The sequence below is a fragment of the Pantoea sp. XAF26B01_ASV70 genome, from assembly GCF_054512635.1.
Genome location: NZ_CM137251.1, coordinates 1,706,882 through 1,728,436, shown reverse-complemented (window position 1 = coordinate 1,728,436; position 21,555 = coordinate 1,706,882). Strand labels below are relative to the sequence as shown.

Here is a 21,555-nt window from a genome sequence, read left to right as displayed (position 1 = left end):
CTGGATTTAGCCGCGGCTGCCTTTCATCAGGTCGCGCTTCATATCGATGATGTTCTGATAATCGGCGACCGTCGCCTGACCGATATGCTGCTCGCCGCCCACCGCTTTCACGAAGCAGGCGTGATCTTCCTTATCCAGCTTTTTAATTGCCGACACCACTTTCGCTTTAAAGTCAGCGGGCAGCTTGTTGCTGACCAGCACCGGACCGTTGGGGATCAGCGGTGACTGCCAGATAATGCGGATCTGCTTCATCAGATCAGGATGGTCCATGCGGATCAGACGGCCAAACGCGCCAGAGGTATAGCCGCTGTTGTAGTCACCGACCAGTGAGGTCCAGGTCACTGCACCATCAAACTGGTTGTTCAGCACGCCCAGAATGTCCTGCTCATGGCCGCCGGAGAAGGTGACGCTGGAGAAGGTGTTGTTATATTTGTCATCCACTGAGCCGCCGAACATCTTCTTAAACGCCTGGTTCGGCATCAGGAAGCCGGACGTCGAGTCGGGATCGGCCATACCGAATGATTTCCCTTTCAGGTCTTCCAGCTTTTTGTACGGGCTGTCCGCTTTGACGATCACCACCGAGTGGTAGCCGCGTGACTGATCTTTGTCATCCACCACAATGCCAACCACATCCACCGCTTTCGGGTCCTGAATGTAGACCGACGCAAACGAGGCTGGCGACATGCTCAGCACCATATCGATCTTGCCACCCAGCAGACCCTGAATCACGCCAGAGTAGTCGGAGGCGTTGCGCATCTGGGTATCCACACCCAGCTCTTTATCAAAGAAGGTCTTCACACACTGATTATCGCCAATCTGCTGGGTGGCGTTCTGACCGCCCAGAATCCCCAGATTAAGCTGTTTCGGCGCATCCGCTGCGCTGACACCAAACGCCATTACACTGGTCAGGAGTGCTAAAGAAGTCAGTTTCATTCGGGGTTGTTCTCTTGCTGTGGAAGTTAATGGATTTGGTTAAGTTCATCGCCGTACAGCTGGTGCAGCAGGCTGTCGGTCAGTCCTGAAGGATGGCCGTCAAACAGCACCACGCCGCGCTGAATGCCAATCACCCTGGTGCAGTAGCTTTTCACCAGCTCAATCGAGTGCAGGTTGACCATCACGCTGATGCCCTGCTCGCTGACCTGACGCAGCACATCCATGATACGCTTGGTATTTTTGGGATCGAGTGACGCCACCGGCTCATCGGCCAGCAGGATTTTGGGGTTCTGCATCAGGGCACGGCAGATCGCCACACGCTGCATCTGCCCGCCAGAGAGGTTTTCCGCCCGCTGCAGCGCCTGCGGCAGCATGTTCATCCACTGCAGCAGTTCGATGGCGTGCGCCCGGTCATTGTCGGAGAAGATTTTAAAGAAGGATTTCAGCGTGCCGGTCTGGCTCAGACGGCCCAGCAGCACGTTGGTCAGCACGTCGAGGCGTGGCACCAGACAGAAATCCTGAAAGATCATGCCGCACTGGCTGCGCCATTCGCGCAGCTGGCGGCTGTTGAGCGTAACCACGTTACGATCCGCTTCGCCATGATGCAGACTGATAATCGCGCCGGAAGTCGCTTCAATCGTGCCGTTGAGCATGTGCAGCAGGGTCGATTTACCTGCGCCAGAGCGGCCAATCACCGCCACCAGCTCACCGGCGTGCAGGTCGAAACTGACCTGATCCAGCACCTGAGTGTCGCCGTAGGCTTTGCTCAGTTTCTGCACCGACAACACTTTTTGTCCGCTGAGGCTGGCCGGTGGCAGGTCGTTGTCGACCACCGTTTTCAGAAGTGCCTGTGCCATGGTTTCTCCGTCATCGCTGATTGCGTTCTGCGGGTTATTAAGGCGTGACGCGATGAACACGAGATGACAGTCAGATGATCAAACCGTGACAGGCCAGTGCGCGCCGCACAGCAGCGTCTGGCCGTCACGGGCAGCCAGCACGCCGTCCGGTAACGGGTTCTCAGCTAACCAGTTATCCATCTCATGACTGAGATGGGTGAGCCAGGTCTGACGCGGCTGGAGCATCTCTGCTATCGCCAGCGCCTGGGTCACATCATTATGGTTACGCGGTTCTGCTTGCGGCGGATCGTTGCAGTCAATCACCAGCTGATCCAGCGGCTGGCCACGCAGGAAGTCGGCGGTGTCGGGTGGCAACCCGCAGGTATCACACAGCCAGGCGAGCCGGGTGCCGTGCCAGTCGAACAGATAGCCATGCGTCAGTTTCGAGTGTTGCAACGGCAGCGGCGTGACCTGCAGTTCACCAAAGGCGTGCGCTACAAACGGCGTTAAGGCGGGACGGAAATCGAGCAGGCCAGGATGTTTATAGAGATCGTCACAGCCTCGCGGATCGGGTGGACCCCAGACCGGAATCGGCGCGCCCACTCCCCAGCGCAGTGCAAAAAGCCCCTGCACATGATCCATGTGGTAGTGAGTCAGCAGAATGCGTGTCAGTGTGCCGGGCGGGAAGCGCGACGCCAGCAGCGGCAGACCGGCATCCAGCAGGATGCGCTCGCGACCAAACTCAATCAGCGCGCTGCAGGGTGCACGCGCGTAGCCGCTGTTGAGCTGCGCACGCTGACAGGCGCGACAGTCGCAGCCCGGCAGCGGTGCGGCAGTGACCCCGCCAGTACCCAGAAAAGTGAGTTTCATTGATGCGCCGTTGGTAGCGGATGTCGATGCCGGACTGTCACCGCCGGTGCCAGGATAAGAGAGTTTCATTGATGCGCCTCCAGTATCTGACGCAGCAGGCACACGGTATCCGCCAGCGCGCCGTCGTTGTTGAGGATAAGGCAGCCATCGGGCTGCGGCTGTGCGGCGCGCGCCAGCCGCCGGGCGATCTCCGCCTCATCTTCCCGTCCGCGCTGGCGCAGCCGCGCTGCCAGCACGGCGGGTGTGACCTGCAGACAGACCGGCAGCAGCTGCGTGCCGAAACGGGCCTGCGCCTGCGCCAGATGCAGCCGCGAACCGTTCACCACCACATTCTGCCCGCGCAGCAGCCACTGCTCCGTCTCACAGCCAATGCCATAGCTGAAACCGTGCGCCTGCCAGCTCACCGCGAACAGTCCCAGCGCAGCGCGACGCGCAAACTCCGCCTCGGTCAGTGCCACATGGTTTTCGCCGCCCGCATCGGCGGCGCGGGTAATGTAGCGATGGGCGATCAGCAGCCGTGGCGGAGGTGCCGCCCGCAGCGCATCCAGCAAGCTGTCTTTACCCGAACCCGAAGGACCGGTGAGCCAGATCAGCCGCGCCATCAGTACACCTGCCGGCCTTTGCTCCAGACATGCCGCACGTGCGGGTAGCCGTGTGCGGTATGCGCCAGCACCAGATCGGCGCGGCAGCCTTCGGCGATTACCCCGCGATCTTCGAGCCCTAAGGCGCGCGCCGGGTTACAGGTGACCAGCGCGATCGCCTGCGCCATGCCGAGGCTGTTGCGCTCATCATCTGCCAGCCGGAACGCTGCATCCAGCAGGCTCGCCGGATAGTAATCGGAGGAGAGAATATTCAGCAGGCCGTGTGACGCCAGCTCCCAGGCAGCGACGTTGCCGGAGTGCGAGCCGCCGCGCACGATGTTAGGCGCGCCCATCAGCACCTGCATATTGCGATAACGCGAGGCGCGTGCCGCCTCCAGCGTGGTAGGAAACTCCGCGATGCGGCTGCCCGCGGCATGAGACTCTTCAACGTGCGCCGCGGTGGCATCATCGTGGCTGGCAATGGCGATGCCATGTTCCCGGCAGAGTCCGGCAATCGCCTGACGATTGGGCTGTGACCATGCTGCTGCCAGGGTGAGCTGGTCATGCTCGAACTGATCCATCTCCGCGTCGCTGAGCTGATATTTGCCCTGATAATATTCGCGATACTTCGTCAGGGATGCGTACTGACGCTGACCCGGCGAATGGTCCATCAGCGACACCAGCGCCAGCTCCGGCGTGCCCATCAGCGCTTCAAACAGCGGCGCAGTGGTGGGATGCGGCAGTTCACAGCGCAGATGCAGCAGATGCTCGGCCCGGTTCAGTCCTTTGCGGTTGCTGTCGCGGATGGCGTCGATCATCTTGCTGAGGTTATCCAGCCGGTGCCCGCCGTCGCGCACATCCCCGACGCCAATCGCATCCAGCACCGTGGTAATGCCGCTGGAGACCATCAGCGCATCGTGGCTGCTCATCGCCGAGTGTGCCGGCCAGTCCACTTTCGGACGCGGCGTGAAAAACTTATCGAGGTTATCGGTGTGCAGCTCCACCAGACCCGGCATCAGCCAGGCGCCTTCGCCATCCAGCGCGCCCGGCTGCTGGCTGGTGGTTTCGCTGAAGCTGCTGATGCGCTCGTCGCGAAACTCCAGCGATCCGGTTACCACTTCGTTTTCCAGCACCAGTCTGACGTTATTGATGATCATGCCTGCGCTCCTGTCTCGATTGGGTGCATCAGGTGCAGCCGGTCCGCTACCCGCTCGCGCACCGCCCGATCGTGAAAAATACCGACGATGGCGGCACCACGGGCGCGCGCCTGTTCAATTAGGCTCACCACCGCCTCGCTGTTGACACTGTCGAGCGAGGCGGTGGGTTCATCCAGCAGCAGCACCGGATAGTCGGCGATAAAGCCGCGAGCGATATTGACGCGCTGCTGCTCTCCGCCAGAGAAAGTGGACGGGGCCAGCGACCAGAGACGCTGCGGCACGTTGAGCCGGGTCAGCAGTTCGGCGGCACGTGCTTCACATAAGGCGCGCTCGACGCCGCGCTCCAGCAGCGGCTGCATCACAATCTCCAGCGTCGGCACGCGCGGGATCACCCGCAGAAACTGGCTGACCCAGCCCAGCGTGTCGCGGCGCAGGGCGATAATCTGGCGCGCCGATGCCTGCGCCATGTCGATCCACTCGCCCTGATGCGCGACCCAAATGTGGCCGCTGTCGGGCTGATAGTTGCCGTAAAGCGCGCGCAGCAGTGTGGATTTACCGCTGCCGGAGTGACCGTGCAACACCACGCATTCGCCCTCGCCTGCCGTCAGGCTGGCGTTGTGCAGCACCGGCAGCGCCGCGCCGTTCTGGTTATGCAGCACAAAGGTTTTACACAAATTCTCGACCCGCAGGCGCGGAGTGATAGTTGTCATTTAATTGAGCACCGAAGAGACCAGCAGTTGAGTGTAAGGATGATGAGGATCGTCCAGCACGCGGTCAGTCAGACCGCTCTCCACCACCCGCCCCTGCTTCATCACCAGCAGGCGATGCGCCAGCAGTCGCGCCACGCCGAGATCGTGGGTGACAATCACCACCGCCAGATTCAGTTCGCGCACCAGCGTCCGCAGCAGATCCAGCAGTCGCGCCTGCACCGACACATCCAGCCCGCCGGTCGGCTCATCCATAAACATCAACTGCGGCTGCGTCACCAGGTTCCGGGCGATCTGCAGCCGCTGCTGCATACCGCCGGAAAAGGTGGTGGGCAGATCGTCGATGCGACCGGCGTCAATCTCCACCGCCTGCAGCCAGCGGCTCGCCTCGGCGCGGATATCGCCATAGTGGCGCTGTCCGGTCGCCATCAGCCGTTCGCCGATATTGCCGCCCGCGCTGACCTGCGAACGCAGCCCGTCCATCGGATGCTGATGCACCACGCCCCATTCGGTGCGCAGCAGGCGACGGCGATCGCTTTCACTCATCTGATAGAGGTCGCGGTTCTGATAAAGAATGCTGCCCTGCTGCGGCGTCAGACGCGCCGACAGGCTCTGCAGCAGCGTGGTTTTACCGGAGCCGGACTCGCCGACAATGCCCAGCACTTCACCGGGCCAGAGATCAAAACTGACCTGCTCAAACCCTTTGCCCGGCGCATAAAGGTGGGTGAGCTGGTTCACCGCAAGCAGCGGCTGTTCACTGTGCATGTTGCTGTTCCTGCTGCTGATGGCAAAAGTCGGTGTCGGAGCAGACAAACATCCGCGTTCCCTGATCGTCCATCACCACCTCATCGAGATAGCTGTGGCGCGAGCCGCACAGCGCGCAGGGTTCATCCCACTGCTGCACGGTGAACGGATGATCGTCGAAGTCCAGGCTTTCCACGCGGGTGTAAGGCGGTAAGGCGTAAATGCGTTTTTCACGCCCGGCACCAAACAGCTGCAGCGCGGGCATCATGTGCATCTTCGGGTTGTCGAATTTGGGAATGGGCGAAGGATCCATCACGTAGCGATCGTTGACCCGGACCGGATAGGCGTAAGTCGTCGCGATGTGGCCGTAGCGGGCAATATCTTCATACAGCTTCACCTGCATGATGCCGTACTCCTCCAGCGCATGCATGGTGCGGGTTTCGGTTTCGCGCGGCTCAATAAAGCGCAGTGGCTCCGGAATCGGCACCTGGAAAATCAGGATCTGATCCTCTTCCAGCGGCGTTTCCGGGATGCGGTGCCGGGTCTGGATCAGGGTGGCATCGGCGGTGCGCTCGGTGGTGGCAGCATTGCTGACCCGCTTAAAGAACTGGCGGATCGACACCGCATTGGTAGTGTCATCTGCGCCCTGATCGATCACCTTCAGCACATCCTGATCGCCAATCATGCTGGCGGTGATCTGGATGCCGCCGGTGCCCCAGCCGTAGGGCATCGGCATCTCACGTCCGGCGAACGGCACCTGATAGCCAGGGATCGCCACCGCTTTCAGGATGGCGCGGCGGATGGTGCGCTTGGTCTGCTCGTCGAGATAGCCGTTGTTATAGCCGGTGAGTTCAGCCATGGTTGCGCTCCTGATAATCGTGCTGCAGCTGTTTCAGCAGTTCCAGTTCCGCCTGGAAATCGACGTAGTGCGGCAGCTTGAGATGCGAGACAAAGCCTGCGGCTTCGACGTTGTCGGCGTGCGACAGCACAAACTCTTCGTCCTGCGCCGGACTGGTAACACGCTCATGCTGTTCGCGGCTTTGCAGCGCCCGGTCCACCAGCGCCATCGCCATCGCTTTGCGTTCGGCGCGGCCAAACACCAGCCCATAACCCCGGGTAAAGTGCGGCGCCGTGTCGTCGCTGTGGGCAACGCCGTTGACCATTTCACACTCCGTCAGTAGCAGCTCACCGATCTCCAGCTCAAAACCCAGCTCTTCGGGACAGATACTGACGCTGAGAGTGCCGGTGCGGATCTCGCCGGCAAACGGATGGGTGCGGCCATAGCCGCGCTGGGTCGAGTAGCCGAGCGCCAGCAGAAAGCCTTCGTCGCCACGCACCAGCTGTTGCAGCCGCGCAGCGCGTGAGGCGGGAAAGCTCATCGGCTCGCGAGTGATATCGACAGGCTCGCTGCCGTCATCCATCTCGGCGGCGGCCAGCCCTTCATCGCTCATCATGCTGAACATGTGTGGGCACTGGTCAGGCACCGAACGATCGTCACGCGGCGCGGCGGGCGTTTCGCCATTGGCCAGCAGGGTGAAGTCGAGCAGACGGTGGCTGTAGTCGTAAGTTGGTCCCAGCACCTGGCCGCCCGGCAGATCTTTATAGACCGCCGAGATGCGGCGTTCGATGCGCATCGCACCGGTCGCCAGTGGCGTGCTCTCCGCCAGGCGTGGCAGCGTGGTGCGATAGGCGCGCAACAGAAAGATCGCCTCGACCAGATCGCCGCTGGCCTGCTTAATCGCCAGCGCCGCCAGCTCAGGATCGTAAATTCCTCCCTCGGTCATCACCCGATCCACCGCCAGTCCCAGCTGCTGCGCCACCTGATCGCAGCCGAGTTCGGCTACCGCTCTATCGCCGCGCCGCAGATCGGCCTGCAACTGGTGGGCATTTGAAATGGCTTTTTCGCCCCCTTTCACCGCGACATACATCAGCACACCTCCACAACGGTGGTGCGCGGCACGGCCATGATCGCTTCACCACAGGTGAAGATCAGGTCCACGCCCTGTGGAAACGGATGCGGACGAGTGCGCAGATATTCCAGCACGCTTTCGGGCAGCTGTGGCGCGATGGCGCGGGTTTCCCGCAGGCCAGGGCCGGAGAGGCGCAGCGTCAGGCCGCCATTCAGCGACGGCACTTCGATAATCAGCGTGGTGCTTTTTTCTGGTGACATGTTGTCACCGGCCGCGAACTGCGTCGGGTCGGGCTGCGCCGCCGCATGGCTCAGGGCAAAAGGCGCATCCTGCTGCGTGGTGATCGGCGCACCGGTATGGAAGCGCAGATTGTTGCGCAGCTGTTCGTTGTCGATTTCCGCATCCAGCCAGACCGGGCTTTCCTGATCGACCAGCGTCAGCAGCAGCGCCGTGGCCGCCGGTGACAGTGCGCCCCAGCCCTGTTGCAGCGGCAGCGAGACCATCACGCCCGGTTCGCTCATCGCTTTCAGAATGCGGCGAAACGCGCGCTGCGCATCCGCCACCGGATGGTTAAAACTTGCCAGTAAAGTCATCAGTTATCTCCGCGAACCAGCGTAAAGAAATCCACTTTGCTGCTGGCGATCTCGCGGGCGCGCAGCTGTCGCTGCTCATCGCGCCACGCCGCCAGCGGGGTAATAATCTTCTCTTCCAGCAGTTGCCGGGTTTCCGGCTGCTGCAACAGCGCATCCAGCAGGGCGCAGCGCTCGGCATGGGCTTTGTCGCGCCCTAACAGGTAGCTGTAACCCAGAGTGCCGTCGCTGAGCTGCACCACCGCGCGCGTCACCGTGGCATCGCCCATCACAAAGCGTTTGCCGGTGGCCCCCATCCGCGCCTGCAACCGCGTCAGCCCGATCTCTGCCGGACGGATCAGGGTAAAGGCGGGCTGGAGGTTAAGCGCCTGCCAGTGCGTCTCAAGCAAGGCGGCGCTGCTGTGCGCCAGCACCGACAGCCAGCGCTGGCGATCCGTTTGCTGTTCCATTAGTGCTCCAGAGTCAGTTCAATCATGTCACCGCGCGTCAGGCTGACGGAGTATTCCGCCACCGCGCCATCACTGGTTTTGTTCAGGGTCCGCACACAGAGCAGTGGGGAATGCAGCGCGATGTCGAGCTGCCGACACTCTTTGGCCTGCGCCCGGCGGGTGCTGATGCGGGTCTGGGTGCGTACCAGCTGCTTGCCGGTGTGTTCAACCAAGAAGTCGTGCAGCGATCCGCTGTTAAATTGCTGAAGTTGTGGCCACCAGCTGAGGTCGGCGAGGAAATGGTTAATCAGGCAGAGCGGCACGCCGTTGGCGCGACGCAGGGTACGCAGATGAATGACGTTGTCGCCCTCTTTCACGCCCAGCGCATTGGCAACGTCGTTGCTGGCCGGACGCAGCACCGCCAGCAGTCGTTCGCTGGTGGGATGACTGCCCTGCTCCAGCAGGTTCTGACTGAAGCGCGCCTGGGCATGCAGCGGATAGTCATAAGGGCGCATCAAAACCAGGATGCCGACGCCGTGACGGCGCTGCAGCAGCCCTTTGTGCACCAGCTCATCCACCGCCCGACGCAGCGTGTGGCGATTCACCTCATAGTGATCGGCCAGCTGTTGCTCGGAAGGAAGATAGTCGCCGCAGCGGTAGCGCTCTTTGAGCGCCTGCTCCAGTTGTGCGGCAACAGCCTGATAGACAGTGGTCGGATGTCTGGATAACTCCATCACGATGAAATCCTCACGGGTTACAGAGTGGGAACGCAGTGAAAAGACGCTGCGGGATGGTGTTAGCTTGAGGGGATCAGATGACAGAACCGTGACGCGGGGGTGAAGGAGAGGTGAATGTGGTGGCTGGAAAATGAGGAGTGCTTGTCAGGGTGCGTGACTGGCAGGAAACCGCCGGGCATGGGGTAATAGCCCCCGCTTAAGCGATCATTTTCTCTGCCGGGCCGGGAGTCAATCAATCAGAAGAACGTCATTCCCTGATAAGGCTGAGCAAGGCAGGCTCTGATACGGCTCTCAAGATCGCCATCGTGGATTTCAAGCTTGTGGCCATCGGGGTCCAGAAAGTAGAAGGAGTTCCCCTCGCTTTCATTGCGCTTCCATTCTGTCACACCCGCCGCTCTCAATCGCTCAACGAACGCATCAAATTCGTCACCAGCAATAGTGAATGCATAGTGTGTGTAATCATTTCCAGCAGAGACAGTATCCACAGAGAGACAGAGCCAGAGTTCACCCAGCGAAAGATAAGCGCCGTGATCCCATGCCGCTTTGGGGATGAATCCCAGGGTCTCCGTATAAAAATTCAGGCTACTGGCCAGGTTGCTAACTGCGAGGGTGAGGTGATTGAGTCCGGTCAGCATGTAAAACTCTTTATCAGAATGCAGAAAAATTTAATTTACAGGAATCAGATTTCTTTGCACACAAAGAGAATTAACAGCCGTTTGTATATCAGCCGAATCTCTGCCGGACCCACCCCGGAAAGAGGAAACTGGAGCCGGCAATACAGCCGGGACCGGCGCGCGATGAGCAGATAATGAAGACCGGGCTTGCACGAAAGGAACGACGGGTTTCATGGTGTACACTGGAACGAACTAACGTTGCGCTTAAGGAGAGAATATGTACGGACCGGATCCCACCAATCCCCATCCAATGGAAGGTTTCCCACAGGTTTGTTTTATCAAAAATACGGTGAAAAACCCCAACATCATAATCGGGGATTTTACTTATTATGATGATCCTGAAGACTCAGAAAACTTCGAGCGAAATGTCCTTTATCACTTCCCCTTTATTGGTGACAAACTGATCATTGGTAAATTCTGCGCGATAGCCAGAGGCGTTCAGTTCATCATGAACGGGGCAAACCATAACATGGCGGGTTTCTCCACTTTTCCGTTTTACATTTTCGGAAACGGATGGGAAACAGCCCAGCCTCAGGCCGGCGATCTGCCCTATAAAGGCGATACGGTGATTGGTAATGATGTATGGATGGGTTATCAGGCGCTGATTATGCCAGGCGTTAAAATTGGCAACGGCGCGATCATTTCGTCACGTTCTGTTGTGACGTCGGATGTCCCGGCCTATTCGATTGTGGGTGGCAACCCGGCCAGAGTTATCAGGCAGCGTTTTACCGATGAAACCATATCCCGACTAGAGAAGCTGGCCTGGTGGGACTGGCCGGTAGAAAAGATTACCCAAAACTTACCGGCAATTATCTCCGCAGACCTTGAAGCACTGCCAGATGAATAGCCGGGCAGAAGTGGAATAAACTCTGTCCGCTGCTGACATAGGGCGGCGATCATCCGACACGGGTTCGCATAATTTCGCGCAGATTGATGTATCAATGTGTCTGCTTTACCACTGGAGCGCGGGTTAAAACAGGAGTCGTTATGCTCTACATCTTAAGTGGCCTTCCGGGTTGCGGCAAAAGCACTATCGCTAAAATGCTATCTGAAAAATTGAAAGCGGTGTATTTACGCGTAGATACGATCGAACAGGCTCTGCGTAATAGTTCAGCAACTTTCAGGGATATTGGCCCTGAAGGCTATTTCATCCTTTATGAGCTTGCGCGGGACAATCTCAGACTGGGATTACCTGTTATCACTGACTCGGTGAATGACCTTAACCTAGTACGTGATAGTTTTCGTGATATCGCACTATCATCAGGTGTTCCCTTTCTGGAAATTGAAATCCTCTGTTCAGATCCCGAACAGCATCGTGCTCGTGTAGAGAACAGAATCTCAGATATCCCTGGCTTAAAAGTGCCTGACTGGCAAGCCGTTGTGGATCGTGTTTATGAACCGTGGAGCAGAGAACATCTGCAATTAGATACCGCGGAATTATCGCCTGCTGAGTGCGTTGATATCATTATCCAGACAAGCATTTAGCCCTGACCGCGTTCAGCCCGCACCCTTAACGGCAATCAACGTTTTAACCTGAGGCTGCACCGATCAAAACAGTTGTGGGCACTCTAAGTACTTAGACCTGAGCGGCAATATCAGCAGGGTTATGAAGAAGATGGGTAAGGCAACCCGGGTTGCTCTAGGGTCAGGTCTGTTATGAGCAAGGACCGGACATTTCTAACATCGCGGTATATTAATCATCGGGGAGCAGGTCTCAGGAAGTGGCCAGGCGCGTAACAGAACCTTTACGGCCCTGCTAAGCAGCGCCAACCTTGATAGCTTAATGTCTATCGATATCTGTATTTATTGAATGATTGTTCTTATGTATTAAAGTTCTTGAGACCTTTTTTAACGAGTTCATTGCTCACACTGCGAATGGATGACAGAATGAAAATCGATAAGCGTTCCGAGCTAAACCTGTTGTAAAACCTACCGACACCCCCTTTTTGATGCATAATGTTTTCACTCTGTTACTGACTAAAGGTCATAGAAGTTAGCAACCCCTTGTTAGACAGATCATGGATTATCACTTAAGTGAATATGGAATAAATAAGGTTTACGAATGACGGCCCCAAACTCCGCAAGCTATCCCATTCCTGCTGATTGGCAAAATTTTGAGAGACTCTGCATCACTTTGATGAGCGAAATCTATGGTTGCAAGTTTCAGGCCTATGGCCGTAGCGGGCAGCGGCAGAACGGCGTAGATGCGCTTGGCATTCTTCCAAATGGAGATGTAATCGCAGTTCAGTGCAAAGGTAGGGATCAAGGTTATGGTAGTAGACTTAAACCAAAGGATATTCATACCGCAGTTAGAGAAACTAATAATTTCAAGAATAGAATCGCTCACTTCTACATTCTGTCGACCTGCCCAAATGATGTCGCTCTTGAAGATGAAGCCGTGCAGATTACCCAGTCGCATTTGCTTCAAGGACGCTTTCCGGTAACGTTTTGGGGGTGGCAGACACTTGAAAATCAAATTAGGAGGTATGAATCTGTACAGCGGGAACATTTTGGGTATTGGTTCAAGCGTCCATCCAATCTACAGTGGGCAATGCGAATTGCTATTGGATGTCTGTTGATCATTAGCAGTATTTATGTAGTTCATCAGTATCTGACTTATCACAATGCTCAGGTTGATCTCAGAGAGAACACGGATAATGACATCTCTCAGTTTTTAACTCTGACCAATAAACTGGATCATGCATACAGCACATGTCTGAAGACCCTTGATGAAAAACCATTTTTATCATCATGGGAACTGGATACATTCTGTGCAAAACCTGTGTCAACATCGCTGGGGGAAATTGAATCTCAAGTGAAAGAAACTGGTTTAAATATAGACGCGCGTGCTTTTGATAATCTGTCCGCTATTTTAAAGATATTTCGTGAAGATTATAGGCAAGTGCTAATTGCGTCTGACAGAACCCGTTCATTTGAAAAAAATGTATTACATAATATGAAAGCTCTTTGTCCGCCACTCAAGGATAAGGAGATAATGGCCCGTATGTTTATAGAGCTCAGAGAACCTGCAGAAGCTGCACAAATAAGCCAGCTTGAGTTTTACTTTGTTCTCAGAGATTTCATAATGCCAAGTTTAGATGCGATAAGGGCACAGGTTCTTGTCTCTACCAGACAGATAAATAACCAGCAGATACCACAAACCCTTATGGAAGAAGCAAAAGAACTGAACCAACTTATCAGTGAGCGAAATAATTATAATATCGAACCACCACAGGCCCCATTTAGTCTGGCAGTAGTTAAGTCAATGAGCTCGCGGGCAATAACAATGACTGGAGAGATGCCAGATCAAGTAGAGGAGGCTCGTTGGGCCGATTTGATGTTGGGAAGCATGACTTTTGCAATGGAGGGCAATCCAAAAGAGGTTGACGAATTGGTTCAATGCGGTTTATATAAACCAGAAACACCTAATATTATAAAAAGTAGGAATCAAGAGAAAATTCTAAAATCAAAAATTCAATAATTGCAACGAGAAGTGAAAATATATTTTATTTTGAGAGTTATGCATTGCAAATAAAAAACACCCCAAGGAGTTGACATGTCAGGAGCATATATAATCTTGAAGTAAGAGATTGATGAAGTTGCCGAAAAGGCGATTGAAGCATTTAAGTTATCTTATTACAAAACTGCTCATTCAAATCTTCATGACCCATTAATTAGATGGTGTTATTTTATTAATTCCGACCGTCGCTGTGCACTGGACCACACTCCCTCGCTCAGGCTGGCAAGGCTGTAACAAGCACCTTCGGCGGCCATGTCAGCGCTCCGGATTGGGTCGGAATATGCACTTTATGTTTGCGATTAGTGATCTGCTCACCAGTAATTACTACAAAATGCTGTAACAACTTCAGCTCTTGGCACCAGGCGGACAAACACACCATCGCCTGCCCTGAAAGAACAACGGAGCGACAGCCATCAGGATGCACACACCCACTCAGACTGCCGCTCCCAGCTTGCCCCTATTCTGCCGTCCCTATTCCCACCTTCTCACGCCCACTATCCGTCAGTGACGCTCTCACCTGCGGCAGGCTTTCCGGGTAATTCTGCTGAATAAACTCAATCATCTTCTCACGCACGTAACAGCGTAAATCAAAGGCGATTGGGGAGTTCTGCGCGGTCATCAGCATCCTGATGGTCATGGTTTTCTCGGTGGTGTCGGTCACCTGCAGCACAGAGGTTTCCTGATCCCAAAGCTTGGTTTCGCTCAGCACCTTTTCAAAATGCTTGCGCAGCGGCTCCAGCGGCATGGAGTAATCCACGTAAAGAAACACCGAGCCTAAGATCTGGGCGTTATTGCGCGTCCAGTTCTGAAACGGGTTTTCGGTAAAGTAGGTGATCGGCAACACCAGCCGACGCAAATCCCAGATGCGCACCACCACATAGGTCAGGTTGATCTCCTCAATCCAGCCCCACTCTTTTTCTACCACTACCGCATCATCAATTTTAATAGGCTGGGTAAAGGCGATCTGAATACCGGCGAACAGATTGACCAGCGACTTTTGCAGCGCAAAACCAATAATGATACCGGCAACACCCGCACCGGCCAGAATGGTGGTGCCGAATTTCCGGACGCCAGGGAAGCTGAGCAGAATCAGCGAAACACAGAACAGAACCAGGATGACAATAACCACTTTTTTGACATAGATAATCTGCGTGCGAATTTTACGCGCACGAAGGTTATTGGAAATATTAATGTCATAGCGGATATAAAGCATATCCTGCGCCACGTTGGTCAGCCGGATTAAGACCGAGCAAAATGACATAATAATAAAGACATTGATGATATTGGTGATTAAAGAGAGAGATTCCGGTTGAAAATCGATGTAGTTAACGCCGACATTAATCATTAATAACGGAATAAAAAAGAACATCGAGCCGCTAAGATGCTTCTCAAGGGATTTGAACAGTTTTCTGTCACGAATCTGCCAGTAGCGGATGAACCGGAGCAGGATAAGGCGGGCCAGAAATCCCAGCACAAAAGAGAGCGAGACGAGTAATACAACAGGCACCCATGACGGGAAACCAGATAACTCACCGAATAACAATGGCATTATTTTCCCTTATAGTAAGCTGACAACCTCAGGCTGTCAGATAAGTGACAAACTCAGTAACCGTTGTCTTCACGGCTATCCGTTCGTAACACAATCAGCGCACATGAGTATGAACCATAGCGGCGAAGTTAACAGTAAATGCGCGGTGATGTGTCCAGAGAGGCTGTCGCGCGCCAGCCTTATGCTACTGACAGGGATGCAGAATGCAGCCCTCATGTCACCGTCCGGCCAGTCCAACATCATTAAAATATCTGATACAACACAGCCACTTTTTCACTCCCCTTTTTTAGCCTGCCCTGGCCATCCGGCAACAAAAAATTGACAGAATCACTAAGCGTAAGGCTTTGCGTGGACGTTTTTGTGCAATCTGCTAATTTTTAAGCTGTTCCCCTGCTGCTGAGAAAAACAACAATATGATTAACACCCTTAAACTTTCCTCTGATTTTCGTCGCAGTTTCCTGCGTGAAGTCCTGGTGCCGCTCGTGGCTATCTTACTGCTGACGTTTGTAGGTGCAGGCGCTGCGCTCTTTGTTGGTACCTCACTCACCAATACAGAGGCCCGGCATCAGCAGCAACGGATGATTGAAGCCTCTTTTTCACAGAGTCTGAATGAGCATCTGCGCCAGCTGCGTAGCCTGTCGCGCTGGGGACCCTTTGAGCAGCATCTGGCAGAGGGCAACAGCAGCAGGTGGCTGGATGAGAACATTGGGCTGTGGCTGTATGAGATGTTCGGCCATCAGCTGATTCTGGTGCTGGACCAGCAAAATCAAATCGTCAGAGTCTGGCGCGAAGGCCAGCCGGTCTCTGCCCCTGAAGATGACCCGCTGATTGGTGAGGTGCTGCAAAGCTCGCTGGTCAACGATCCGGCCCGCCACGATAACGCCGATTATGCCCGTGTGACAAACCGGGCCGCCGCGCTGGCAGTAGGTAACATCCAGCGGGAGAGCAATGCCCTGCCGCGTTTCCGGCTGGTGAGCCTGAAATTTCTTGATGACGGCTATCTGGCGGGCCTGGCGGAACGCAATCAGCTGCAGGGGCTGCACTTCTCCGACGGCACGCCACAGCCGGGAACCGGTGCGCGCTATCTGCTGATCGCGCAGGCGGGCGAGGCGGTTGGCTATCTGAACTGGATCCCCTCCCGTCCCGGTGCGCAGATGCTGCGCACCATCGGGCCATCTACCGGGCTGGCGGTACTGGCGATATTCCTGCTCTGCCTTTATATGGTGCGGCGACTCTGGAACTCCTCGGTGAACCTCTCGCAATCCATGCTCAGGCTCGGCGCGTCGGAGGCTCAGGCACAGCACCTGGCGTTTCATGATGTGCTGACCGGCCTGCCGAACCGCGCACTGGTCGAAGACCGCTTAACCCAGGCGCTGGCTCTGGCGACGCGCCACGATCAGCGGGTGGCGCTGCTGCTCATCGACCTCGACCGCTTTAAAACCATCAACGACACTCACGGTCATCATGCCGGAGATGAACTGATCATCGCCGTCGCACAGCGCCTGAGCCGTATCGTGCGGGCCAGCGATACGGTAGGACGCATCGGCGGTGATGAATTTATCGTGGTGATGCCAGATGTCGATAATATCGGCCAGGTGCATAGCCTGGCGCAGCGCATTATCGATGAACTGAGTGAGCCTTTTACGCTGTTTGGCAGCGATGTCTGGAGTGGCGCCAGTATCGGACTGGCGCTGGCACCCAAAGATGGGGTTGATCGGCTGGAACTGATGCGCAAAGCGGATATTGCGCTGTATGAGGCCAAAAGCGGCGGGCGCGGCACGTATCGACAGTTTGAACGGGCGATGGATGAGTCGGTGCGGACCCGACAGACCATCGCTGCCGACCTGCGTACGGCGCTACATAACCGTCATGGGCTGGAGGTGTGGTATCAGCCGCTGATGGATATTGGTGGTCAGCAGATGGTGGGCATCGAAGCGCTGCTGCGCTGGCACCATCCAGCCCGCGGCCTGATTGCGCCCGGTGAATTTATCGCGATTGCCGAAGAGACCGGCCTGATTATTCCGCTGGGCGAATGGGTACTGGCTGAAGCCTGCGTCACTCAGCAGCGTTTTCCCGAACTGCTGGTGGCGGTCAACGTCTCGCCGGTGCAGTTCCGCTCTACCGGCTTTGTTGAGCGGGTGATGGCGATTGTCAGCCAGAACGGCGGCGATCCGAAGCGCCTGGAACTGGAGATCACCGAAGGGGTGTTAATCGAAGATGAACGTGAAGCACGCGCCATTATTGTGGAGCTGCGTGATGCGGGCTTCCGGGTTGCGCTGGATGACTTTGGCACCGGTTACTCCAGCCTGAACTATCTCAGCAACTTTCCGGTGGATAAAATCAAAATCGATCGCTCATTCACCCAGTCGCTGGGCGTGGCGGAAAATTCAGTGGCGATTGTTGAATCGGTGGTGAAACTGGGTCATGCCATGGGTCTGATGGTGACAGCAGAAGGCGTCGAGACGCCAGGGCAGATGTCTGCGCTGGCAGATGCGGGCTGTAATCAGCTGCAGGGCTATCTGTTCAGTCAGGCGGTGCCCGCCGATCAGCTCGCAGCACTGATGAAAACGATTGCGCCAGACAACGCGCAGCACGAGTGATCGCTGATGTGGAAAGCCTGAGCGCAGCTCTGTGCTCAGGCTTTCCGGCTGCGTGATGCATCTGAGATCAGAAGATCAACATCACCCTTCACCCGTTGTTGCGGGAAATTAAACCCCCAGGCTATCCAGCAGCGCGGCAGAATGGGCGACCGCGCCAAAGATGCCGCCCTGCATATGGATCATGCTCAGCGCCGCCTCATGATGACGCTGCTCGGTCGCAGCACAACAATCAGACAGCACCAGGCACTCAAAGCCGCGATCGTTAGCTTCGCGCAGCGTGGTGTGGACGCAGACGTCGGTGGTAATACCGGTGAGGATCAGATTTCGGATGCCGCGACTGCGCAATATCAGCTCCAGATCGGTGGCATAAAACGATCCCTTACCCGGCTTATCAATCACCACTTCACCCGGCAGCGGTGCCAGCTCCGGGATAATCTCCCAGCCCGGTTCACCGCGCACCAGAATACGGCCGCACGGTCCCTCATCCCCGATCCCGGCGTTCATTCGCCGCGAGCGCCAGCGTTTGTTGGCGGGCAAATCACTGAGATCGGGCCGGTGCCCTTCGCGGGTATGAATAACCGGAAACTGCCGGGCGCGCATCGCCGCCAGCACCTGCTGCAACGGTGCGATGGGCGCGCGGGTCAGACTCACGTCATAGCCCATGCTGTCGACATAACCGCCCACGCCACAGAAGTCGGTCTGCATATCAATCACGATCAGCGCGGTGTCAGCCGGCGTAAAAGTGCCGTCAAACGGCCAGCCGTAGGGGGTTGAATTAACGCTGTAGTCGGGCATTGCTGTTCTCCATTACCGGGCGCGGCATGCGCATTCTGCTGATCACGCTGTAGCTGATGGCGGCGGTTACCAGACCAATAACCGCTTCACCAAATTGAGGGAAAGCGACGTGGGCAATCACCGCACACAGGCTGCCAATCGCCCAGGCGGCAAACGCAGTACCCCGAAAACGCTGCGCCGGACGCTGCTCGCTGATGCGCGCCATAAAAATTAAATCCACGATCATCACCGCACCAAACGGCGGCACCACAATGCCGAGCAGGCTGAGCCACTCCAGGAAGTAAGACCAGACGCCCGCCAGCGCCAGCACGCCGCCAATGGCACCCAGGATCAGCGTCCAGAGCCGCATTTTGCTGCTGAACAGATGACTGAAGCCCACCGCCCCGTTATAGAGGCAGTGTGTGCAAACCGATCCGAGATTGATAAAGACAAACAGGCAGGCCACTACCGACAAAAAGGCGCTGTGCCCCATCAGCATCGGCAGGAAGTTGCCGCCATTGGTCAGCGGATCAACCGCGGCGCCCACGGCCACAATCACTACACCAAACAGATAGGAGATGACGTTAGCCACCGGAAAGGCAGAGAACGCGGCGATCACCGCCGAACGGCCATTCTTTGACCAGCGGGTAAAGTCAGCGGTCATGGTGCCGGAGTCAGCAAAACCGGCTACCACCATGGTGACGGCGGTGCCCATACTCATTGCACCGGCTGCGCTGGCGCTGCCCTTCCACTGCGTCACCACGGAGAAGTCGTGCTGCTTGCTAATCAGCCACAGCGCCACCATTCCCAGCACCACAAACAGCGGCGCGGCGATCATCCCCAGCACCGACAGCGCCCGCACGCCCAGGAACGTGATGCCGGTATAGAGGATCATGGCAAAGGCCGTCACCGCCAGCGCATTCCAGCCAAAGGTCTGATTAATGACCGTGCCGGTAAGGCCGGTCTGGAAGGCATACCAGCCGATCACCACCGTCGAGAGAAAACCCGAGACCAGGATGTAGCCTTTGCTGCCAAAGGTGCGTCTGGCCTGCAGGGCGAAATTCATTCCGCTGTTACCGGCGTACCAGCTCAGCGCGCCGACATAGGCGAACAGCACCAGGTTTCCCAGCAGAATGGCGATCAGCGCAGGCCAGAACCCCAGATGCCAGGTGATGATGCCGCCAAACAGCGCATTGGTGAGGATCATCGGAAATCCAAACCAGACGGCCGAGACGGAGCGGGTAGAATGACGGTGCGACAGCGGTACCGGCTGATGTTCAAACTCCTGCTCCAGCGCAGGCGTAGTAGACGTTTTCATTGGGCGATTCCGGGTTGAAGGTGATTCCACGGCTGAATGTGCTCGAAAGCGGCACTGGCAGCCAGCACTAAGGCATCATCAAGATGACGTCCGACAATCTGCAGACCGACGGGCAAGCCGCTGGCGGTAAAACCGGCGGGCACGGACGCGGCGGGCTGACCGGTGAAGTTGAACGGGTAGCAGAACGAGAGCCAGTGATCGCTGCGGACCATACGGCCATCAATGATCTCCGGTCCCTGCATCCCCAGCGGAAACGGCGGCACCGCCAGCGTTGGGGTAATCAGCAGGTCAAAGCGCTGCATAAAGCGCCACAGGCAGTTGCTGACCGCTTTTCGGGTGGTGATGGCATCGGTGAAGTTTTCCGCCCGCCAGTCGCGCTGCAGCATGGCGACCAGATGCGGCGACATCTCGCTGCCCTGCTCCGCCAGCATCCGGCGCATACCGGTGAGATCGCTCTCCATCGCCACCAGCGCGCCAAAGGCCGCCGACGGATCAGGGAAGCCCGGATCGGCCAGTTCCAGTTCAGCACCGATTTCAGCGGCAAAACGCTGCACCGCCGCGCTGACCACTGCCCGCACTTCCGGGTCAACGGCCACATAGCCAAAATCCGCGCTGAAGGCGATGCGCAGTTTGCCTGGCAGATGGTGTGGCGCACCCAGCCAGTCGACATCGCTGCAGGGAATCGAGTGGCGATCGCGCATATCCGGTCCTGCCATCAGCGACATCATCAGCGCGGCATCGCGCACGCTGCGCGTCATCGGACCGATGTGCTCCAGCGACTCCCAGCTCGACACGCCGGGGTAGCGTTCATCACGGCAGCCGGGCCAGAGCGGCACCCGGCCCATCGACGCCTTGAAGCCGAAAATACCGCAGTGCGCCGCCGGAATGCGTACCGACCCGCCGCCGTCGCTGCCCAGTGCAATCGGGCAGAGCCGCGCCGCCACCGCCGCACCCGAACCGGCGCTGGAACCCCCTGGCGTCATGCTCAAATTCCAGGGATTCCGTGGCGACGGAAACAGCGGATTGTGCCCGACCCCGCTGTAGCCAAACTCCGGTGCGGTGGTTTTGCCAAGCAGAATGGCGTCGGCGGCCAGCAACCGTTCCACCGTGATGTCATCATCTTGCGGCACGAAATCTTTGTACGCCGCCGAACCGGAGGTGGTTCTGACGTTTGCGGTGCAGATTAAATCTTTCACCGCCAGCGGTACGCCTGCCAGCGCGCCCAGTGTTTCACCGCGTGCCCGTCGGGCATCCACGGCTCTGGCCTGTGCCATTGCCAGTTCAGGCGTCGGGGTACAAAAAGCCTGTATCGCCGGTTCCCGCTGTTCCATCCGTGCCAGCGCCGCCACGGTCAGCTCGCACGCCGACACGTCCCCGCTGCGAATCAGAGCGGCCATCGTGGTGGCATCTTCGTCTAATAAGGAGTCAAACATGGGTTACCTCGCCAAAAGTGTACCTGTCAGCTAGTGCATGAAGCGTGCCAGTTAGCGGTGAATCAACCGGTCTGAGGTGGGGATGCCAGATGGAATACGGGCTGGGATACAAGATCGAATTCTTATGATGCCATGTGCAGGCGGCTGTTTATTTTTCCAGCACGATGATGGCGCAGGGCTGCGCGATAAGGGGG

General features: G+C 56.9%; 21 protein-coding genes. 4 read left to right on the top strand and 17 right to left on the bottom strand.

All coding sequences use genetic code 11. The annotated features are described in order from the left end of the window. Positions 1–6: 6 nt before the first annotated feature. From phnD to fos, 13 genes are all read right to left on the bottom strand, one after another. Complete coding sequence (gene phnD, locus ACX8ZY_RS08045) at positions 7–933, bottom strand: phosphonate ABC transporter substrate-binding protein (RefSeq protein WP_010247773.1); 927 nt, start codon at positions 931–933, stop codon at positions 7–9. Positions 934–959: 26 nt separating this feature from the next. Beyond that, on the bottom strand, positions 960–1,790 hold the full coding sequence (phnC, locus tag ACX8ZY_RS08040; RefSeq protein ID WP_010247776.1) for a phosphonate ABC transporter ATP-binding protein: 831 nt from the start codon (positions 1,788–1,790) through the stop codon (positions 960–962). Between the two features lie 78 nt (positions 1,791–1,868). After that, positions 1,869–2,639 carry a phosphonate metabolism protein PhnP gene (phnP, locus tag ACX8ZY_RS08035; RefSeq protein WP_033767649.1) on the bottom strand — a complete coding sequence of 257 codons (771 nt, stop codon included), beginning with the start codon at positions 2,637–2,639 and terminating at the stop codon, positions 1,869–1,871. A gap of 65 nt (positions 2,640–2,704) precedes the next feature. Continuing rightward, the gene (gene phnN, locus ACX8ZY_RS08030; RefSeq protein ID WP_010247782.1) at positions 2,705–3,241 is read right to left on the bottom strand and encodes a ribose 1,5-bisphosphokinase; all 537 of its coding nucleotides are present in this window, start codon (positions 3,239–3,241) and stop codon (positions 2,705–2,707) included. Next, on the bottom strand, positions 3,241–4,377 hold the full coding sequence (phnM, locus tag ACX8ZY_RS08025; protein ID WP_158149220.1) for an alpha-D-ribose 1-methylphosphonate 5-triphosphate diphosphatase: 1,137 nt from the start codon (positions 4,375–4,377) through the stop codon (positions 3,241–3,243). The genes phnN and phnM overlap by 1 nt, the downstream gene beginning before the upstream one ends. Further along, a complete protein-coding gene (gene phnL / locus ACX8ZY_RS08020) occupies positions 4,374–5,087 on the bottom strand; it encodes a phosphonate C-P lyase system protein PhnL (RefSeq protein ID WP_158149219.1) in 714 nt (237 codons plus the stop codon). The genes phnM and phnL overlap by 4 nt, the downstream gene beginning before the upstream one ends. Further along, positions 5,088–5,849 carry a phosphonate C-P lyase system protein PhnK gene (gene phnK, locus ACX8ZY_RS08015; protein WP_013358336.1) on the bottom strand — a complete coding sequence of 254 codons (762 nt, stop codon included), beginning with the start codon at positions 5,847–5,849 and terminating at the stop codon, positions 5,088–5,090. Beyond that, a complete protein-coding gene (locus ACX8ZY_RS08010) occupies positions 5,839–6,687 on the bottom strand; it encodes an alpha-D-ribose 1-methylphosphonate 5-phosphate C-P-lyase PhnJ (protein ID WP_033788395.1) in 849 nt (282 codons plus the stop codon). Before ACX8ZY_RS08010 ends, phnK begins: the two co-directional genes overlap by 11 nt. Beyond that, complete coding sequence (locus ACX8ZY_RS08005) at positions 6,680–7,756, bottom strand: carbon-phosphorus lyase complex subunit (protein WP_033758254.1); 1,077 nt, start codon at positions 7,754–7,756, stop codon at positions 6,680–6,682. The genes ACX8ZY_RS08010 and ACX8ZY_RS08005 overlap by 8 nt, the downstream gene beginning before the upstream one ends. Further along, positions 7,756–8,331, bottom strand: a complete 576-nt coding sequence (gene phnH, locus ACX8ZY_RS08000; RefSeq protein WP_010247799.1) for a phosphonate C-P lyase system protein PhnH — start codon at positions 8,329–8,331, stop codon at positions 7,756–7,758. Before phnH ends, ACX8ZY_RS08005 begins: the two co-directional genes overlap by 1 nt. Continuing rightward, complete coding sequence (phnG, locus tag ACX8ZY_RS07995; RefSeq protein ID WP_010247802.1) at positions 8,331–8,777, bottom strand: phosphonate C-P lyase system protein PhnG; 447 nt, start codon at positions 8,775–8,777, stop codon at positions 8,331–8,333. The genes phnH and phnG overlap by 1 nt, the downstream gene beginning before the upstream one ends. Continuing rightward, positions 8,777–9,490 (bottom strand): phosphonate metabolism transcriptional regulator PhnF, encoded by a 714-nt coding sequence (gene phnF, locus ACX8ZY_RS07990; RefSeq protein WP_010247805.1) that lies wholly within the window; start codon positions 9,488–9,490, stop codon positions 8,777–8,779. The genes phnG and phnF overlap by 1 nt, the downstream gene beginning before the upstream one ends. 239 nt (positions 9,491–9,729) lie before the next feature. Continuing rightward, positions 9,730–10,128, bottom strand: a complete 399-nt coding sequence (gene fos, locus ACX8ZY_RS07985; RefSeq protein ID WP_425020964.1) for a fosfomycin resistance glutathione transferase — start codon at positions 10,126–10,128, stop codon at positions 9,730–9,732. Positions 10,129–10,384: 256 nt separating this feature from the next. Here fos and ACX8ZY_RS07980 point away from each other — a divergent pair, with 256 nt between their 5' ends. From ACX8ZY_RS07980 to ACX8ZY_RS07970, 3 genes are all read left to right on the top strand, one after another. Next, positions 10,385–11,014, top strand: coding sequence for a Vat family streptogramin A O-acetyltransferase (locus ACX8ZY_RS07980; protein WP_074399301.1), 630 nt, complete (start codon positions 10,385–10,387; stop codon positions 11,012–11,014). A 140-nt stretch (positions 11,015–11,154) separates the two neighbouring features. After that, positions 11,155–11,652 carry an AAA family ATPase gene (locus ACX8ZY_RS07975; RefSeq protein ID WP_425020965.1) on the top strand — a complete coding sequence of 166 codons (498 nt, stop codon included), beginning with the start codon at positions 11,155–11,157 and terminating at the stop codon, positions 11,650–11,652. A gap of 577 nt (positions 11,653–12,229) precedes the next feature. Next, positions 12,230–13,648, top strand: a complete 1,419-nt coding sequence (locus ACX8ZY_RS07970) for a hypothetical protein (RefSeq protein ID WP_305820420.1) — start codon at positions 12,230–12,232, stop codon at positions 13,646–13,648. A gap of 496 nt (positions 13,649–14,144) precedes the next feature. Here ACX8ZY_RS07970 and ACX8ZY_RS07965 read toward each other — a convergent pair whose 3' ends face one another. After that, a complete protein-coding gene (locus tag ACX8ZY_RS07965) occupies positions 14,145–15,236 on the bottom strand; it encodes a mechanosensitive ion channel family protein (protein ID WP_010247815.1) in 1,092 nt (363 codons plus the stop codon). 413 nt (positions 15,237–15,649) lie between these two features. On the opposite strand from ACX8ZY_RS07965, the gene ACX8ZY_RS07960 reads away from it, so the two are divergent. Continuing rightward, entirely contained in the window at positions 15,650–17,836 is a 2,187-nt protein-coding gene (locus ACX8ZY_RS07960; protein ID WP_425020966.1) for a putative bifunctional diguanylate cyclase/phosphodiesterase, read from the top strand. A 108-nt stretch (positions 17,837–17,944) separates the two neighbouring features. Here ACX8ZY_RS07960 and biuH read toward each other — a convergent pair whose 3' ends face one another. Genes biuH through ACX8ZY_RS07945 form a run of 3 tightly spaced genes read right to left on the bottom strand, consistent with a single transcriptional unit; the run spans position 17,945 to position 21,361 of the window. Further along, positions 17,945–18,631 (bottom strand): biuret amidohydrolase, encoded by a 687-nt coding sequence (gene biuH, locus ACX8ZY_RS07955; RefSeq protein WP_129062980.1) that lies wholly within the window; start codon positions 18,629–18,631, stop codon positions 17,945–17,947. Next, entirely contained in the window at positions 18,612–19,928 is a 1,317-nt protein-coding gene (locus tag ACX8ZY_RS07950; protein WP_010670896.1) for a purine-cytosine permease family protein, read from the bottom strand. The genes biuH and ACX8ZY_RS07950 overlap by 20 nt, the downstream gene beginning before the upstream one ends. After that, positions 19,925–21,361, bottom strand: a complete 1,437-nt coding sequence (locus tag ACX8ZY_RS07945) for an amidase (RefSeq protein ID WP_158131590.1) — start codon at positions 21,359–21,361, stop codon at positions 19,925–19,927. Before ACX8ZY_RS07945 ends, ACX8ZY_RS07950 begins: the two co-directional genes overlap by 4 nt. Positions 21,362–21,555 lie beyond the last annotated feature (194 nt).

Excerpts from the sequence above, each read along its gene's own strand:
- ACX8ZY_RS08005 (WP_033758254.1), bottom strand. The coding sequence starts at position 7,756 with ATGTATGTCGCGGTGAAAGGGGGCGAAAAAGCCATTTCAAATGCCCAC.
- fos (WP_425020964.1), bottom strand. The coding sequence starts at position 10,128 with ATGCTGACCGGACTCAATCACCTCACCCTCGCAGTTAGCAACCTGGCC.
- ACX8ZY_RS07980 (WP_074399301.1), top strand. The coding sequence starts at position 10,385 with ATGTACGGACCGGATCCCACCAATCCCCATCCAATGGAAGGTTTCCCA.
- ACX8ZY_RS07975 (WP_425020965.1), top strand. The coding sequence starts at position 11,155 with ATGCTCTACATCTTAAGTGGCCTTCCGGGTTGCGGCAAAAGCACTATC.
- phnK (WP_013358336.1), bottom strand. The coding sequence starts at position 5,849 with ATGCACAGTGAACAGCCGCTGCTTGCGGTGAACCAGCTCACCCACCTT.
- phnL (WP_158149219.1), bottom strand. The coding sequence starts at position 5,087 with ATGACAACTATCACTCCGCGCCTGCGGGTCGAGAATTTGTGTAAAACC.
- phnM (WP_158149220.1), bottom strand. The coding sequence starts at position 4,377 with ATGATCATCAATAACGTCAGACTGGTGCTGGAAAACGAAGTGGTAACC.
- phnC (WP_010247776.1), bottom strand. The coding sequence starts at position 1,790 with ATGGCACAGGCACTTCTGAAAACGGTGGTCGACAACGACCTGCCACCG.
- phnP (WP_033767649.1), bottom strand. The coding sequence starts at position 2,639 with ATGAAACTCACTTTTCTGGGTACTGGCGGGGTCACTGCCGCACCGCTG.
- phnG (WP_010247802.1), bottom strand. The coding sequence starts at position 8,777 with ATGGAACAGCAAACGGATCGCCAGCGCTGGCTGTCGGTGCTGGCGCAC.
- ACX8ZY_RS08010 (WP_033788395.1), bottom strand. The coding sequence starts at position 6,687 with ATGGCTGAACTCACCGGCTATAACAACGGCTATCTCGACGAGCAGACC.
- phnH (WP_010247799.1), bottom strand. The coding sequence starts at position 8,331 with ATGACTTTACTGGCAAGTTTTAACCATCCGGTGGCGGATGCGCAGCGC.
- phnF (WP_010247805.1), bottom strand. The coding sequence starts at position 9,490 with ATGGAGTTATCCAGACATCCGACCACTGTCTATCAGGCTGTTGCCGCA.
- ACX8ZY_RS07960 (WP_425020966.1), top strand. The coding sequence starts at position 15,650 with ATGATTAACACCCTTAAACTTTCCTCTGATTTTCGTCGCAGTTTCCTG.
- ACX8ZY_RS07970 (WP_305820420.1), top strand. The coding sequence starts at position 12,230 with ATGACGGCCCCAAACTCCGCAAGCTATCCCATTCCTGCTGATTGGCAA.
- ACX8ZY_RS07965 (WP_010247815.1), bottom strand. The coding sequence starts at position 15,236 with ATGCCATTGTTATTCGGTGAGTTATCTGGTTTCCCGTCATGGGTGCCT.
- phnN (WP_010247782.1), bottom strand. The coding sequence starts at position 3,241 with ATGGCGCGGCTGATCTGGCTCACCGGTCCTTCGGGTTCGGGTAAAGAC.
- ACX8ZY_RS07950 (WP_010670896.1), bottom strand. The coding sequence starts at position 19,928 with ATGAAAACGTCTACTACGCCTGCGCTGGAGCAGGAGTTTGAACATCAG.
- phnD (WP_010247773.1), bottom strand. The coding sequence starts at position 933 with ATGAAACTGACTTCTTTAGCACTCCTGACCAGTGTAATGGCGTTTGGT.
- ACX8ZY_RS07945 (WP_158131590.1), bottom strand. The coding sequence starts at position 21,361 with ATGTTTGACTCCTTATTAGACGAAGATGCCACCACGATGGCCGCTCTG.
- biuH (WP_129062980.1), bottom strand. The coding sequence starts at position 18,631 with ATGCCCGACTACAGCGTTAATTCAACCCCCTACGGCTGGCCGTTTGAC.